The sequence below is a fragment of the Modestobacter sp. URMC 112 genome (assembly GCF_053502575.1).
Genome location: NZ_CP199957.1, coordinates 822,355 through 835,765 on the forward strand (window position 1 = coordinate 822,355; position 13,411 = coordinate 835,765).

The following is a 13,411-nucleotide window of genomic DNA, read 5'->3' on the forward strand; positions in this document are numbered from 1 at the left end:
TCCAGTACGTCACCATGATCATCGGGGTCGGCATCGACGTGTGTCCGGTGGAGCGGTTCGCCGCCTCCCTGACCCGCCATCCGGGCCTGCGGGACCGGCTGTTCACCCCCGCCGAGCAGCACACGCCCTCCGGCGTCCCGCGCACCGGTGAGTCGCTGGCCGCCCGGTTCGCCGCCAAGGAGGCCCTGGCCAAGGCCCTCGGCGCTCCCGGGAACCTGCGCTGGCACGACGCCGAGGTCGAGGTCGGGGAGCACGGCCGGCCGCTGCTGACCGTCCGCGGCACGGTGGCCAGCCGCGCCGAGGAGCTCGGCGTGACCGGCTGGCACGTGTCGTTGTCCCACGACGGGGGCATCGCCTCGGCCGTGGTGATCGCCGAGGGCCCGACCGCATGACCGGCCTGTACACCGCCGACCAGGTCCGCGCGGCCGAGCGCTCGGTGCTCGCCGGCCTGCCGGCCGGCACCCTGATGCAGCGCGCCGCCACCGGGCTCGCGACCGTCTGCCTCGGGCTGCTCGGCCGCGCGCACGGAGCGCGGGTGGTGCTGCTCGTCGGATCCGGGGACAACGGCGGGGACGCCCTGTTCGCCGGGGCGGTGCTCGCCGGTCGCGGCGCCGCGGTGCGCGCGGTCCTGCTCGACCCCGACCGGGTCCACGCCGACGGCCTGGCGGCGCTGCGCCGGGCCGGTGGCCGGGTCACCGGCCCGGACGACGCCGGCCTGGACCGGGCCGACCTGGTGCTGGACGGCATCGTCGGCATCGGCGGCTCCGGCGGACTGCGACCCGCGGCGGCCGAGGTGGTGCGCCGCGCCACCGCCGGCCCCGGGCTGCTGGTGGCCGTCGACCTGCCCAGCGGGGTCACCGCCGACACCGGCGCCGTCCCGGGGGAGGTCTTCCCGGCCCAGCACACGGTCACCTTCGGGGCGGTCAAGACCGGGCTGGTGGTGGGTGCCGCCCGCGGGGTGGCCGGGACCGTGCACCTGGTCGACATCGGGCTGGCCGGCCACCTGCCCGCTCCCGACGCCGAGCAGCTCACCGACGCCGACGTCGCCGCGTACCTGGAACCGCCCACCGCCGTGGACGACAAGTACTCCCGCGGCGTGGTCGGGATCGTCGCCGGGTCGGCCACCTACCCCGGCGCCGGCGTGCTGTGCACCGGAGCCGCGCTGCGCACCCGCCCCGGGCTGGTCCGGTACGCCGGCACCGCCGCCGAGGGCGTCCGGGCGGCCTGGCCGGAGGCCGTCGTCACCGCCGGCCGGCCCGGCGACGCCGGCCGGGTGCAGGCCTGGGTGGCCGGCCCGGGGATGGGCACCGACGACGACGCCCGTAGCGCGCTGGCCGAGGTGCTGGCGAGCGACCTGCCGGTGGTGGTGGACGCCGACGGGCTCACCCTCGTCGCCCGCGAGCCGGCGCTGGTCGGGGACCGGACGGCGCCCACCGTGCTCACCCCGCACGACCGGGAGTTCGCCCGGCTGTTCGGCGAGCCGGGGGAGGACCGGGTCGGGGCCGCCCGCCGCGGAGCCGCCGGACTGGGCTGCACGGTGCTGCTCAAGGGCGACGCCACCGTGGTCGCCGACGCCTCCGGCCGCGCCTTCGTCAACGCCACCGGCACCCCCTGGCTGGCCACCGCCGGCACCGGCGACGTGCTGGCCGGCGTCCTCGGCGCGGTCCTGGCCACCGGGCTGGGCGCCGCGGAGTCGGCCGCCGTCGCCGCGCACGTGCACGGCCGCGCCGGGCAGCTGGCCGCCGAGGACGGTCCGCTCATCGCCGGCGACCTGGTCCGGCGGCTGCCCGAGACCCTCGGCCGGATCGGCCGGGGCGGGCGGCCCGCGTCGTCCCGGCCTGGGACAGTGGGGGCGTGACGCTCCTGGGGCAGACCGTGCAGGACCGGGCCGAGGTGGTGGTCGACCTCGACGCCATCGCGGCCAACACCGCCGTCCTCCGGGAGCGGGTGGGACGCCCGCTGATGGCGGTGGTCAAGGCCGACGGCTACGGCCACGGCCTGCTGCCCGCCGCGCGGGCGGTGCTCGCCGGCGGCGCGGACGAGCTCGGCGTGGCCGTCCTCGAGGAGGCCCTCGCACTGCGCGCCGCCGGGGTCACCGCGCCGGTGCTGGCCTGGCTGCACGGGCCGGGGGAGGACCACGCGGCGGCGCTCACCGCGGACGTCGACGTGTCGGTCAACGCCTCGTGGGGGCTGGCCGAGGTGGTGGCGGCGGCCCGTGCCACCGGCCGCACCGCCCGGGTGCACCTGTGCGTGGACACCGGGCTGAGCCGCGAGGGCGCCACCCCGGAGGACTGGCCGGCGCTGGTGGCCGCCGCGGGCCGCGCGCAGGCGGACGGGGAGGTCGCCGTCGTCGGGCTCTGGAGCCACATGGCCTACGCCGACGCGCCGCAGCACCCCACCATCGGCCGGCAGGTGCGGGTGTTCGACGAGGCGGTCGAGGTCGCCCGGGCCGCCGGGCTGACCGACGCCCGCCGGCACCTGGCCAACTCGGCCGCCACGATCGCGCTGCCCGAGACGTGGGCGGACATGGTCCGGCCCGGCGTGGCGCTGTACGGCCTGGACCCGCTGGGCGGCGACCCCGGCCGCCACGGGCTGCGGCCGGCGATGACCGTGCAGGCCCGGGTGGTGCTGACGAAGCGGGTCCCGGCCGGCGCCGGCGTCTCCTACGGCCACACCTACTCCGCCGCGCGGGAGACCACCCTCGCCCTGGTGCCGGTCGGGTACGCCGACGGCGTCCCACGGGCCGCGGGCAACCGGGCTCCGGTGCTGGCCGCCGGAGCGCAGCGGCCGATCGCCGGCCGGGTGTGCATGGACCAGTTCGTGCTCGACGTCGGGGACGACCCCGTCGCCCCCGGCGACCCGGTGGTGCTGTGGGGGCCGGGCAGCGACGGCGAGCCCACCGCCCAGCAGTGGGCCGACGCCGTCGACACGATCCACTACGAGCTGGTGACGCGGGTCGGCGGACGCTTCCGCCGCCGTTACGTCGGGACGGCGGGGACCTTCTGATGACGCAGCGCCATCCGCACTCGCTCGGCCGGACCGCCGGGCTCATCGGCGCCGCGGTCGGGCTGGCGGCCGCCGGCACGGCGGTGGGCGTGGCCGTCGCCCGGACGGCGACCTCCCGCGTGCGCGCCGACCGGCTGTCCGCCCAGGCCGCCGACGACGGCCGGGTGCTCGAGCAGATGCCGGCCCGCGAGCAGCGCGAGCAGGACCCGCTGGGCACGGCGAGCCGCACGGCCGACCGCACCGCCCTGGTGCAGACCGACGACGGGGTGCTGCTCGCCGTCGAGGAGATCGGTCCGCTGGACGCCCCGCTGACCGTCGTCTTCGTACACGGCTACTCGCTGTCGATGGCGTCCTGGACCTTCCAGCGCCGCGACCTGGCCACGGAGCTCGCCACCGCCAACGGCCACCGGCCCACCGCCCGGCTGGTCTTCTACGACCAGCGGGGGCACGGCGCCTCCGGCCGGGGGGACGCCGCCCACGCGACCATCGACCAGCTCGCCGCCGACCTCGAGTCGGTGCTCGCCGCCCGGGTGTCGCGCGGCCCGGTGGTGCTGGTCGGGCACTCGATGGGCGGCATGACGGTGCTCACGCTGGCCCAGCGCCGTCCGGAGCTGTTCGGCACCCGGGTCGCCGGGGTGGCCCTGGTCTCCACCTCCAGCGGCAACCTGGCCGACCTGGACCTGGGCCTGCCGCAGCTGCTCACCCGGCTGCGGGCCGCGGTGCTCCCGGTGGCCGCGTTCGTCATGCGGCGGGGGCCGCGGTTCGCCGAGCGGACGCGGTGGCTGGCCCGCGACGTCGTCTCGGCGGCCACCTGGTCGCTGTCGTTCGCCTCCACCGACGTCGACCCGGCCCTGGGCCGCTACGTCGACGCCATGATCGCCGGCACGCCGGTGGACGTCATCGCCGAGTTCTACCCGGCGATCGCCGGGCTGGACGCCAGCGGCGCGGTCGAGCCGCTGCGCCAGGTGCCCACGCTGGTGCTCACCGGGGACGCGGACAAGATGATCCCGCGGGCGCACAGCGACCGGATCGTCGAGGAGCTGGGCCGGGAGGGGAGCGACCGCACCGAGTACGTCGTCGTCCCCGACGCCGGCCACCTGGTGCTGCTGGAGCGACCGGCCGAGGTGACCGCTGCGCTGTCCGCGCTGCTGCGCCGGGTGGCTGCTGACCAGTCGGCCCGGCGCTGAGCCGACGGCCCTGAGGTCAGGCGCCGGGGCGGGACCGGTCGCGACCGGGTCGTAGGGTGCTGGGGTGGCCGCCCTCCGCCCGCCCCGCCTCGACGCAGCCGCCGAGGAGGTGGCCCGCACCGCGGCGGCGGCACCGGACTGGAGCGCGCTCGCGGCCGTGGCGAGCGGCTGCGTGGCCTGCCCCGAGCTGGCCACCACCCGGCAGCGCGTGGTCGTCGGCGACGCGCCGGCCGGCCGGCCGCGGTTCGTCCTGGTGGGCGAGGCCCCCGGGGCGCAGGAGGACGAGACCGGCCGGCCGTTCGTGGGGCGGTCCGGCGCGCTGCTTGACCAGCTGCTGGGCGAGGCCGGCCTGGACCGCGCGCAGGCCGCCGTGCTCAACGTGGTCAAGTGCCGGCCGCCGGCCAACCGGACGCCGAAGGCCCCCGAGGTGGCCCGCTGCGGCGGCTGGCTGCGGCGTCAGCTGGAGCTGCTGGACCCCCCGGTCGTCATCGCCCTCGGCCTCTCCTCGGCGAAGTGGTTCCTCGGTCCCCGCACCGTGCTCGCGGAGGCGCGCGGCCGGCCGCACCCGGTCGACGGCCGCGCGGTGTGGGCGACCTACCACCCGTCGGCGGCCATCCGGTTCGGCCCCAACGGCGCGCCCCGGGCGGGGCTGCTGGCCGACCTGACCGCGGTGGCGGCGGCGCTGTGAGGCGCACCCGCGAGCTGCCCACCGTCGAGGAGACCCGGGCCCTCGGCCGGGAGATCGCCGGGCTGCTGCGCCCGGGGGACCTCGTCGTCCTGGCCGGTCCGCTGGGCGCCGGGAAGACCGCGCTCACCCAGGGCATCGGGGCCGGACTGGGCGTGGCCGGGCCGGTCACCTCGCCGACGTTCGTGCTGGCCCGCGTGCACCGCGACGGCCGGGTGCCGCTGGTGCACGTCGACGCCTACCGGCTGGGCAGCATGGCCGACGTCGACGACCTGGACCTGGACGCGACCGCGGCGGAGTCGGTCACCGTCGTGGAGTGGGGACACGGGCTGGTCGAGCAGCTCGCCGACGAGCACCTGGTGGTCGAGCTGGACCGGCGGGACGACGACGTGCGGACCGCCAGGCTGGTCCCGCACGGCCCCGGCTGGGAGCAGCGGCTCCCCGGCTGACGTCTGCACTGCTCGCTCCCGGAACGGACGCCTAAGCTGGTCCGTCGTGCTCGTCCTCGCCCTCGACACCGCGACCCCCACCCTCGTCGTGGGGCTCGCCCGCCGCGCCTCCGACGGCAGCGTGCAGGTGCTCGCCGAGCGGGGGGTGGCCTCGGGCAACCGGCACGCCGAGCTGCTCACCCCGTCGATCCGCGCGGTGCTGGCCGACGCCGGGCGGTCGATGCGGGAGCTGGACGCCGTCGTCACCGGGCTCGGTCCCGGGCCCTACACCGGACTGCGCGTCGGGGTGGTGACCGCCGCCGCGCTGGCCGACGCCCGCGGGCTGCCCGTCGTCGGCGTCTGCTCCCTGGACGCCGTCGGCGACGGCGCCCGGACGGTCGTCACCGACGCCCGGCGCAAGGAGGTCTACTGGGCCGGGTACGCCGCCGACGGCAGCCGGGTGTCCGGCCCCGCGGTGGACCGGCCCGGCGAGCTGACGCTGTCCGGTCCGGTGGTCGGGGACGCCGCGTTCGCCGAGCGGCTCGGCGTCGGGGTCACGCCCGCGGAGGTGACGACGGCGGGGTTGCTGCGCGCCGCGGGGCCGCAGCTGGCCGACCCGGCGGGCGCGGGCCCGCTGGTGCCGCTGTACCTCCGCCGTCCCGACGCCGTCCCGCCGGCCGCGCGCAAGGCGGTCAGCCGGCCGTGAGCGTCACGCTGCGGGACATGACCCGCGCCGACCTCCCCGCCGTCCTGGCGCTGGAGGAGGAGCTGTTCGCCCCGGACACCTGGACCGCGGCGATGTACCGGGACGAGCTGGCCCGCACCGACACCCGTCACTACCTGGTGGCCGTCGACGAGGCCGGCACGGTCATCGGCTACGCCGGGCTGATCGCCTATCCCGAGGAGGCGCACATCGCGACCATCGGCGTCGCCGGCGCCGCCCAGGGGCAGGGCGTCGGGGCGAAGCTGCTGGACAGCCTGCTGGCCGAGGCGGACACCCGCAGCCAGGTGGTGCTGCTGGAGGTGCGCGCGGACAACGAGACGGCGCAGGGCCTCTACCGCCGCCGCGGGTTCACCGAGATCGGCCGGCGCCGCGGGTACTACCAGCCGAGCAACACCGACGCGGTCGTGATGAGCCGGGAGGTCGAGCGATGACGTCGAGCGAGCCGCTGGTGCTGGGGTTCGAGACGTCGTGCGACGAGACCGGGATCGGCCTGGTGCGGGGGCGGACGCTGCTGTCCGACGCGCTGGCCACCTCCATGGCCGAGCACGAGCGGTTCGGCGGCGTCGTCCCGGAGATCGCGTCCCGGGCGCACCTGGAGGCGATGGTCCCCACCGTGCACCGCGCGCTGGCCGAGGCCGGCGTGCGGGCCGGCGACGTCGACGCGGTCGCGGTCACCGCCGGACCCGGTCTCACCGGGGCCCTGCTGGTCGGGCTGGCGGCCGCCAAGGCCTACGCGCTCGCGCTGGACGTGCCGCTGTACGGGGTCAACCACCTCGCCGCGCACGTGGCCGTCGACGAGCTCGAGCACGGACCGCTGGCCGAGCCGACGATCGCGATGCTGGTCTCCGGCGGCCACAGCTCGCTGCTCCTGGTCCCCGACCTGACGCGGGACGTGCAGCCGCTGGGCCAGACCGTCGACGACGCGGCGGGGGAGGCCTTCGACAAGGTCGCCCGGGTGCTGGGCCTGCCCTTCCCGGGTGGCCCGCCCATCGACCGCGCGGCGCAGGACGGCGACCCGGCGTCCATCCCGTTCCCGCGCGGCCTCACCGGTCCGCGGGACGCCCCCTACGACTTCTCCTTCTCCGGCCTGAAGACGGCGGTCGCCCGGTGGGTCGAGGCCCGGCAGCGGGCCGGCGAGCCGGTGCCGGTCGCCGACGTCGCGGCCGCGTTCCAGGAGGCGGTGGTCGACGTGCTCACCGCCAAGGCGGTGCGGGCCTGTCGCGACGCCGGCGTCGAGCACCTGGTCATCGGCGGCGGGGTGGCGGCCAACTCGCGGTTGCGGGCGCTCGCCCAGGAGCGCTGCGACGCCGCGGGCATCGTGCTGCGGGTGCCCAGCCGGCGGCTGTGCACCGACAACGGCGCGATGGTCGCCGCGCTGGGGTCCCGGCTGGTGGCGGGCGGGGTCCCGCCGTCGGACGGCGACCTGGGCGCCGACAGCTCCCTGCCGATCGACGTCGTCAGCCGTTGAAGGACCCCGTCCTCCTCACCCTTCGCGAGCTCAGGGTGAGCCTCTGGACGGGGCCTCACAGACGATCACTGTGGGCGCGCCGGCGACCCGGGTGACCACGACGACCGCCGTCCCCGCGCCCGGCCCGCGCAGCTGGCGGGCGAGTGCCTCGGGCTCGATCGGCGAGCCGCGCTTCTTCACCGTCACCCGACCGACGCCGCGGGTGCGCAGCAGCGCCTTGAGCCGCTTGACCGAGAACGGCAGCACGTCGGTCACCCGGTGGCTGCTGACCCACGGGGACGGCGAGGGGGCGTCGCTGGTCAGGTAGGCGATCGTAGGGTCGACGCCGGTGGCCCCGAGGTCGGCGGCCACGAGGGAGACCAGGCCCGACCGGATCACCGCGGCATCGGGCTCGTGCAGCCAGCCGCGCACCGGCCCGACCGGAGACGGCCCCGGGTCGGCGTCCGCGGTGAGCTCCCGGACGTCGTCCCCGCGGACCAGGGTCGCCCGCCGCCAGGTGGCCGTGACCCCGCGGCCCCACAGCAGCGCCTCGACGATGGAGCCGCCCACCGAGACCCACTCGGCCTCCACCGCGGCGGGCACCCGGTCGTGGTCCAGCCCGGGGGCGACCTTGACCACGCAGGTCGGCACCCGGTCCAGCAGCCCGGTCACCGTGGACCAGGGCGGGGACCAGCGCTCGGGGTCCATCAGCCGCCGCCCGCCCGCCCGGCGCGCGGGGTCGAGGACGGCGGCGTCGCAGCCGGCGACCCGGCCTCCGGACGCGGCGGCCACCAGGTCGACGACGTCGCCGTCGCGCACGTCGACCCCGCGGAGCCCGAGGGCCGCTACGTTGAGCGCGGTGAGCTCGCGAGCCACCGGGTCCCGGTCGACCGCCACGACCGCGGCGCCGGCCCGGGCCAGCGCCATCGTGTCGGTGCCGGCGGCGCAGCCGAGGTCGGCGGCCGACGCCGCCCCCGTCGCCAGCAGCCGGGCGGCGCGGCGGTCGGCCAGCCCGGGACGGCCGGCCTGCTCGAGGGTGTCGCCGGTGAACAGCAGCCGGTCCGCGTCGGCACCGAACACCGGCCGGGCCCGGGCCCGCTGGCGCGCGACGCCCCATGCCGGGCCGGCCAGCTCCACCCCGACCTCGGCACGCAGGCGGGTCAGCGCGGCCACCGCGTCGGTGCGGTCGGCCAGCAGCTCCGCCGCGCGGCTCAGCGCGGCCGCGCCGGCCGGGGTGGCCAGGGCCCGCACCTGGCGGACCGTGTCCGCGGCCTGCTCGTCGGTCCCCTCGGGGCGCTCACCGGTGGGCACCGGGACAGCCTCGCGCACCAGGGCCGGGAGGGTGCCGCCGGACCCGGTTGAGCGGCTGGCACTCGCATGGGTAGAGTGCCAGACGACACAGGCCGGTACCTGATCCCCGCGACGGCAGGTCGCCAGCCACGTGCCACAGCATCAGCACCATCCTCACGAGCCCGTCGACACGAAGGGGGCGTCACATCGTGACGACCGCTACCAAGGTCAACATCAAGCCGCTGGAAGACCGGGTCGTGGTCCAGGCCAACGAGGCCGAGACCACCACCGCCTCCGGTCTGGTCATCCCGGACACCGCCAAGGAGAAGCCGCAGGAGGGCACGGTCATCGCCGTGGGCCCCGGCCGCATCGACGACAACGGCAACCGCGTCCCGCTCGACGTCAACGTCGGCGACGTGGTCGTCTACTCGAAGTACGGCGGCACCGAGGTGCGCTACGCCGGTGAGGACTACCTCGTCCTCTCCGCCCGCGACCTGCTCGCCGTCGTGGAAAAGTAAGACAGGCACCCACCTCAGCGACGTCGGCCCCGTCCAGAGGCTCGCCCCGAGCTTGCGAGGGGTGAGGAGGACGGGGTCCTTCAACCGCCCCGGCGACCCGAACCACCGGGTCCCGGGGCGGTCGTCGTCTGCCCCCGCACGCTCCGCACCACCTGAGAGAGGTCTGGCATGGCCAAGATCATCCTGTTCGACGAGGACGCCCGCCGGGCCCTCGAGCGCGGTGTCGACAAGCTCGCCGACGCCGTCAAGGTCACCCTCGGCCCGCGAGGCCGCAACGTGGTGATCAACAAGAACTTCGGCGCGCCGGTCATCACCAACGACGGCGTGACGATCGCCCGCGAGATCGAGCTCGAGGACCCCTACGAGGACCTCGGCGCCCAGCTCGCCAAGAACGTCGCCACCAAGACCAACGACGTCGCCGGCGACGGCACCACCACCGCCACGGTGCTGGCCCAGGCACTCGTGCACGAGGGCCTGCGCAACGTCACCGCCGGTGCGAACCCGATGGCCCTGGGCCGCGGCATGCGCGCTGCCGTGGACGCCGTCAGCGCCGCGCTCGACAAGGCCGCCACCCCCGTCACCGACCAGGCCTCCATCGCCGGCGTCGCCACCATCTCCGCCCAGGACGCCGAGGTCGGCGAGCTGATCGGCGAGGCGATGGAGCGGGTCGGCAAGGACGGCGTCATCACCGTCGAGGAGGCCAACACCTTCTCCACCGACCTGGACGTCACCGAGGGCGTGCAGTTCGACAAGGGCTACCTGTCCCCCTACTTCGTCACCGACCCCGAGGCCATGGAGGCCGTCCTCGAGGACGCCCTCGTGCTGCTGGTGAGCGGGAAGATCAGCGCGCTGGCCGACCTGCTGCCGCTGCTGGAGAAGGTCCTCGCCGGCGGCTCGCGGCCGCTGCTCATCGTGGCCGAGGACGTCGAGGGGGAGGCGCTGTCCACCCTGGTGGTCAACTCCATCCGCAAGACGATCCGGGTCGTGGCGGTCAAGTCGCCGTACTTCGGCGACCGGCGCAAGGCGTTCATGGCCGACCTCGCCGTCGTCACCGGCGGCCAGGTCGTCACCGAGGACGTCGGGCTGTCCCTGGACTCCGTCGGCCTCGAGGTGCTCGGCACCGCCCGTCGGGTCACCGTCACCAAGGACGACACCACGCTGGTCGACGGCGGCGGGACGTCCGGTGCGATCCAGGACCGGATCGCGCAGATCCGTCGCGAGATCGAGGACACCGACTCCGACTGGGACCGGGAGAAGCTGCAGGAGCGGCTGGCCAAGCTGGCCGGCGGCGTCGCGGTCATCCGGGTCGGGGCGGCCACCGAGGTCGAGATGAAGGAGAAGAAGCACCGGATCGAGGACGCCATCGCCGCCACCCGCGCCGCGGTGGAGGAGGGCGTCGTCCCCGGGGGTGGCGCCGCGCTGGTGCACGCCGCGGCGGCCATCGACGGGCTGTCCCTGACCGGGGACGAGCTGGTCGGGGCCCGCTCGGTCCGCCGCGCCATCGACTCCCCGCTGTCCCTCATCGCCTCCAATGCGGGGTTCGAGGGGCCGGTCGTCGTCGGCCGGGTCCGCGAGCTGGGCGCCGGGCAGGGCTTCAACGCCGCCACCGGGGAGTTCGGTGACCTGGCCGCCCAGGGCGTCATCGACCCGGTCAAGGTCACCAAGGCCGCGCTTTCCAACGCCGCGTCGATCGCGGCCATGGTGCTGACCACGGACTCCGCCGTCGTCGAGAAGCCGGCCGAGCCCGAGCCCGCCGCGGGTGGCCAGCACACCCACGGCCACTCGCACGGCCACGGGCACAGCCACTGAGGACCCCGCTCTCCTCACCCCTCGCACGCTCGGGGTGAGCCTCTGAGCGGGGCCTGACCGCTGCCCTCCCACCACTCGCGAGCTCGCGGCGGGGCCCTGCAGCGGGGCCGGACGGCCGGCCGGGTGATCCCGGCCGGCCGGCCGCTCCAGACGCCGAGAGGGCCGGTCCGACGACTGTCGGACCGGCCCTCTCGGCGTTGTGTCGCGGGGGGAGGCTGCCCCGCGAGGGAGGGGTCAGACCCCCGAGGCGATGGCCGCGGGCTCCGCAGCGATGAGCCGGGTGCGCTCCTCCTCGCTCATGCCGCCCCAGACCCCGTAGGGCTCACGGACCGACAGCGCGTGCTGGAGGCAGGCGTCGAGCACCGGGCAGCGTCCGCAGACGGCCTTGGCGGCGGCCTGACGACGGGCACGGGCCGGGCCGCGCTCACCGTCGGGGTGGAAGAACAGGGACGTGCTCTCGCCCCGGCAGGCGCCGTGCAGCTGCCAGTCCCACACCTCGGCAACGGGTGTGGGCAGTCGACGGATGTCGGCCATGGGACCTCCTCGGCTCGGTTGCACCCGGGGGGCGTCCCGGTCACGTGGGAGCCCGTGCCCGCTGCCATCACGACGCAAACACGTCCCTCCCACGCTCGTGCTGCGGGATCTGCGCAGGTGTGCATCACCGACACGAGCCCCGCGCCACCGTGGTGTCCCGTCACCCCCTGGAGTGAGAAGCACTGCCCTCACCTGACTGAGTGGATCAAGGTGCTCACAGGGAGTGCCGACCACCCGGGATGGAGACACCGATCGGGTCCACCCGGGCCGGCGTCCCCGCGGCGGGTCTCCCCGCCACGGCCACCCGGTCGGGCGACGCCCGGCCGGTATGTCGCCGGCTCCCCCGGAGCCCGGCGCGGACAGGAGCAACGGTGATCGAGGACAGGGTGCGGGGCAACGGCGGCGGTGCCGTCGTGTGGGTGTTCGACGAGCGGCGCCGAGTGCGGGACGACGTGGCGGGCCGGCTGCTCGCGCTGTCGTTCGTCAACCGGGTCGAGGCCGTCGGTGACCCGGTGTCGCTGACCGCACGGCTGGCCAACCGGCTGCCCGACGTCCTGCTGGTCGGGACCCAGCGCGCCACCGACAGCGGGCTGTCCGTCGCCACCCAGGTGCTGCGGACGCACCCCGGCCTGCCGGTGCTGATGCTGGGAGCGCCGGAGGACGCCGACACGGTCCGCGCCGCCGTCGCGCTCGGTGCCCGCGGCTTTCTGCGCTGGGACGCCAGTCCCCTCGAGCTCGGCCTCGGGCTGTCCCGCACGGGCATGCGCCCCGAGCCTCAGCGACCGGTCCAGGGGATGGCCCCGGCGCCGCGCTCGCCGCACCAGGTCGGTGTCCCCAACGGCAGCCCGGGCGGCCCGCCTTCCACCGGGGCGCCCTCGTGGGCCGGTGCCAGCCCGCTGGCCGGCATGGCACCCACCACCGTCCGGTCGACCGTCCCCGACGTCCCCCAGGTGGCGCTGTCGATGCGGGAGATGCAGGTGCTCACCGGCATGAGCCAGGGCAAGAGCAACGCCCAGATCGGCCGGGAGCTCTACCTGTCCGAGGACACCATCAAGACCCACGCCCGCCGGCTGTTCCGCAAGCTGGGCGCCAAGGACCGCGCCGAGGCGGTCGCCACCGGCTTCCGCCGCGGCATGATGGTCTGAGGAAGGACCCCGCCGCCCTTCGCAGGCTCAGGGCGGGCCCCTGCGGCTGGGCCCGGAGGGTCCGGCGAGGGCCAGACGCAGCGGCTCAGCTCCCTCCGGGGACGGCAGGTGGCCGCGGTGCGATCCGTCGGGATCGCAGTGTCATTCGTCCCGGGCGTGCCGGCCGGCCGAGCCGTGCCGGCCGCTGGGCTCCTCGCGCTCGGCCAGCGCGGCCACCCCATCGGCGTAGCCGCTGGCGTAGTCCCAGCTGACGTAGTCGTCCGGGTCGGGGTCGAACGGCGGCTCGTGCCGGCCGGTCTGGCCCTCGTCCAGGAGCTGCCGCAGGTTGGCCTGCATCAGCGCCCAGTCGACGTGGTGCTCCTCCTCGCAGTCCGGGCAGTCGACGACGATGCCCTTGACCCCGGTCGGCTCGAGCAGGGTGCGGAACACCTCCAGCTCGGCCAGGTCGTCGAGCACCCCGGCCCGCTCCTCGATGCTGAGCGGAGGCTGGCCCGACCGGTCGTCGGGCCCGAACTCGGGCTCCGCCCCGAATGCGTCGTCCCACGCGTCCACGCGTCCTCCTCGCCAGCTCGTGCCGGCCCCGTTGCGCTGCTGGCGACCCAGCAGGTGGACGTGCACGCCCGCCCACCGGCCAACGG

15 protein-coding genes are annotated in these 13,411 nt (G+C 76.3%); 12 read left to right on the plus strand and 3 right to left on the minus strand.

The features are described 5' to 3' along the window. Window positions 1–14: 14 nt before the first annotated feature. From ACWIX6_RS04020 to tsaD, 9 genes are all read left to right on the plus strand, one after another. Window positions 15–392, plus strand: a complete 378-nt coding sequence (locus tag ACWIX6_RS04020) for a holo-ACP synthase (RefSeq protein WP_448615551.1) — start codon at window positions 15–17, stop codon at window positions 390–392. Continuing rightward, a complete protein-coding gene (locus ACWIX6_RS04025; RefSeq protein WP_448615552.1) occupies window positions 389–1,858 on the plus strand; it encodes an NAD(P)H-hydrate dehydratase in 1,470 nt (489 codons plus the stop codon). The genes ACWIX6_RS04020 and ACWIX6_RS04025 overlap by 4 nt, the downstream gene beginning before the upstream one ends. Beyond that, complete coding sequence (gene alr / locus ACWIX6_RS04030; protein WP_448615553.1) at window positions 1,855–3,006, plus strand: alanine racemase; 1,152 nt, start codon at window positions 1,855–1,857, stop codon at window positions 3,004–3,006. Before ACWIX6_RS04025 ends, alr begins: the two co-directional genes overlap by 4 nt. Beyond that, entirely contained in the window at window positions 3,006–4,193 is a 1,188-nt protein-coding gene (locus ACWIX6_RS04035) for an alpha/beta fold hydrolase (RefSeq protein WP_448615554.1), read from the plus strand. The genes alr and ACWIX6_RS04035 overlap by 1 nt, the downstream gene beginning before the upstream one ends. Window positions 4,194–4,257: 64 nt before the next feature. Beyond that, entirely contained in the window at window positions 4,258–4,881 is a 624-nt protein-coding gene (locus ACWIX6_RS04040) for a uracil-DNA glycosylase (protein ID WP_448615555.1), read from the plus strand. Further along, window positions 4,878–5,327, plus strand: coding sequence for a tRNA (adenosine(37)-N6)-threonylcarbamoyltransferase complex ATPase subunit type 1 TsaE (tsaE, locus tag ACWIX6_RS04045; RefSeq protein WP_448615556.1), 450 nt, complete (start codon window positions 4,878–4,880; stop codon window positions 5,325–5,327). Before ACWIX6_RS04040 ends, tsaE begins: the two co-directional genes overlap by 4 nt. A gap of 46 nt (window positions 5,328–5,373) precedes the next feature. Then, complete coding sequence (gene tsaB / locus ACWIX6_RS04050; protein WP_448615557.1) at window positions 5,374–6,012, plus strand: tRNA (adenosine(37)-N6)-threonylcarbamoyltransferase complex dimerization subunit type 1 TsaB; 639 nt, start codon at window positions 5,374–5,376, stop codon at window positions 6,010–6,012. Continuing rightward, window positions 6,009–6,461 (plus strand): ribosomal protein S18-alanine N-acetyltransferase, encoded by a 453-nt coding sequence (gene rimI, locus ACWIX6_RS04055; RefSeq protein WP_448615558.1) that lies wholly within the window; start codon window positions 6,009–6,011, stop codon window positions 6,459–6,461. The genes tsaB and rimI overlap by 4 nt, the downstream gene beginning before the upstream one ends. Then, window positions 6,458–7,498, plus strand: a complete 1,041-nt coding sequence (tsaD, locus tag ACWIX6_RS04060; RefSeq protein ID WP_448615559.1) for a tRNA (adenosine(37)-N6)-threonylcarbamoyltransferase complex transferase subunit TsaD — start codon at window positions 6,458–6,460, stop codon at window positions 7,496–7,498. The genes rimI and tsaD overlap by 4 nt, the downstream gene beginning before the upstream one ends. 30 nt (window positions 7,499–7,528) lie before the next feature. Here the strand turns inward: tsaD and ACWIX6_RS04065 are convergent, their stop codons facing one another. Further along, window positions 7,529–8,806 carry a THUMP-like domain-containing protein gene (locus ACWIX6_RS04065; protein WP_448615560.1) on the minus strand — a complete coding sequence of 426 codons (1,278 nt, stop codon included), beginning with the start codon at window positions 8,804–8,806 and terminating at the stop codon, window positions 7,529–7,531. A gap of 170 nt (window positions 8,807–8,976) precedes the next feature. On the opposite strand from ACWIX6_RS04065, the gene groES reads away from it, so the two are divergent. After that, complete coding sequence (gene groES, locus ACWIX6_RS04070) at window positions 8,977–9,285, plus strand: co-chaperone GroES (protein WP_179654014.1); 309 nt, start codon at window positions 8,977–8,979, stop codon at window positions 9,283–9,285. A gap of 168 nt (window positions 9,286–9,453) precedes the next feature. After that, the gene (gene groL / locus ACWIX6_RS04075) at window positions 9,454–11,094 is read left to right on the plus strand and encodes a chaperonin GroEL (RefSeq protein ID WP_448615561.1); all 1,641 of its coding nucleotides are present in this window, start codon (window positions 9,454–9,456) and stop codon (window positions 11,092–11,094) included. A gap of 234 nt (window positions 11,095–11,328) precedes the next feature. On the opposite strand, the gene ACWIX6_RS04080 is transcribed toward groL, so the two are convergent. After that, window positions 11,329–11,628, minus strand: a complete 300-nt coding sequence (locus ACWIX6_RS04080) for a WhiB family transcriptional regulator (RefSeq protein ID WP_448615562.1) — start codon at window positions 11,626–11,628, stop codon at window positions 11,329–11,331. A 371-nt stretch (window positions 11,629–11,999) separates the two neighbouring features. On the opposite strand from ACWIX6_RS04080, the gene ACWIX6_RS04085 reads away from it, so the two are divergent. After that, entirely contained in the window at window positions 12,000–12,773 is a 774-nt protein-coding gene (locus ACWIX6_RS04085) for a response regulator transcription factor (RefSeq protein ID WP_448615563.1), read from the plus strand. A 141-nt stretch (window positions 12,774–12,914) separates the two neighbouring features. Here the strand turns inward: ACWIX6_RS04085 and ACWIX6_RS04090 are convergent, their stop codons facing one another. Further along, window positions 12,915–13,325, minus strand: a complete 411-nt coding sequence (locus ACWIX6_RS04090) for a DUF5319 family protein (RefSeq protein ID WP_448615564.1) — start codon at window positions 13,323–13,325, stop codon at window positions 12,915–12,917. Between the last annotated feature and the right edge of the window lie 86 nt (window positions 13,326–13,411).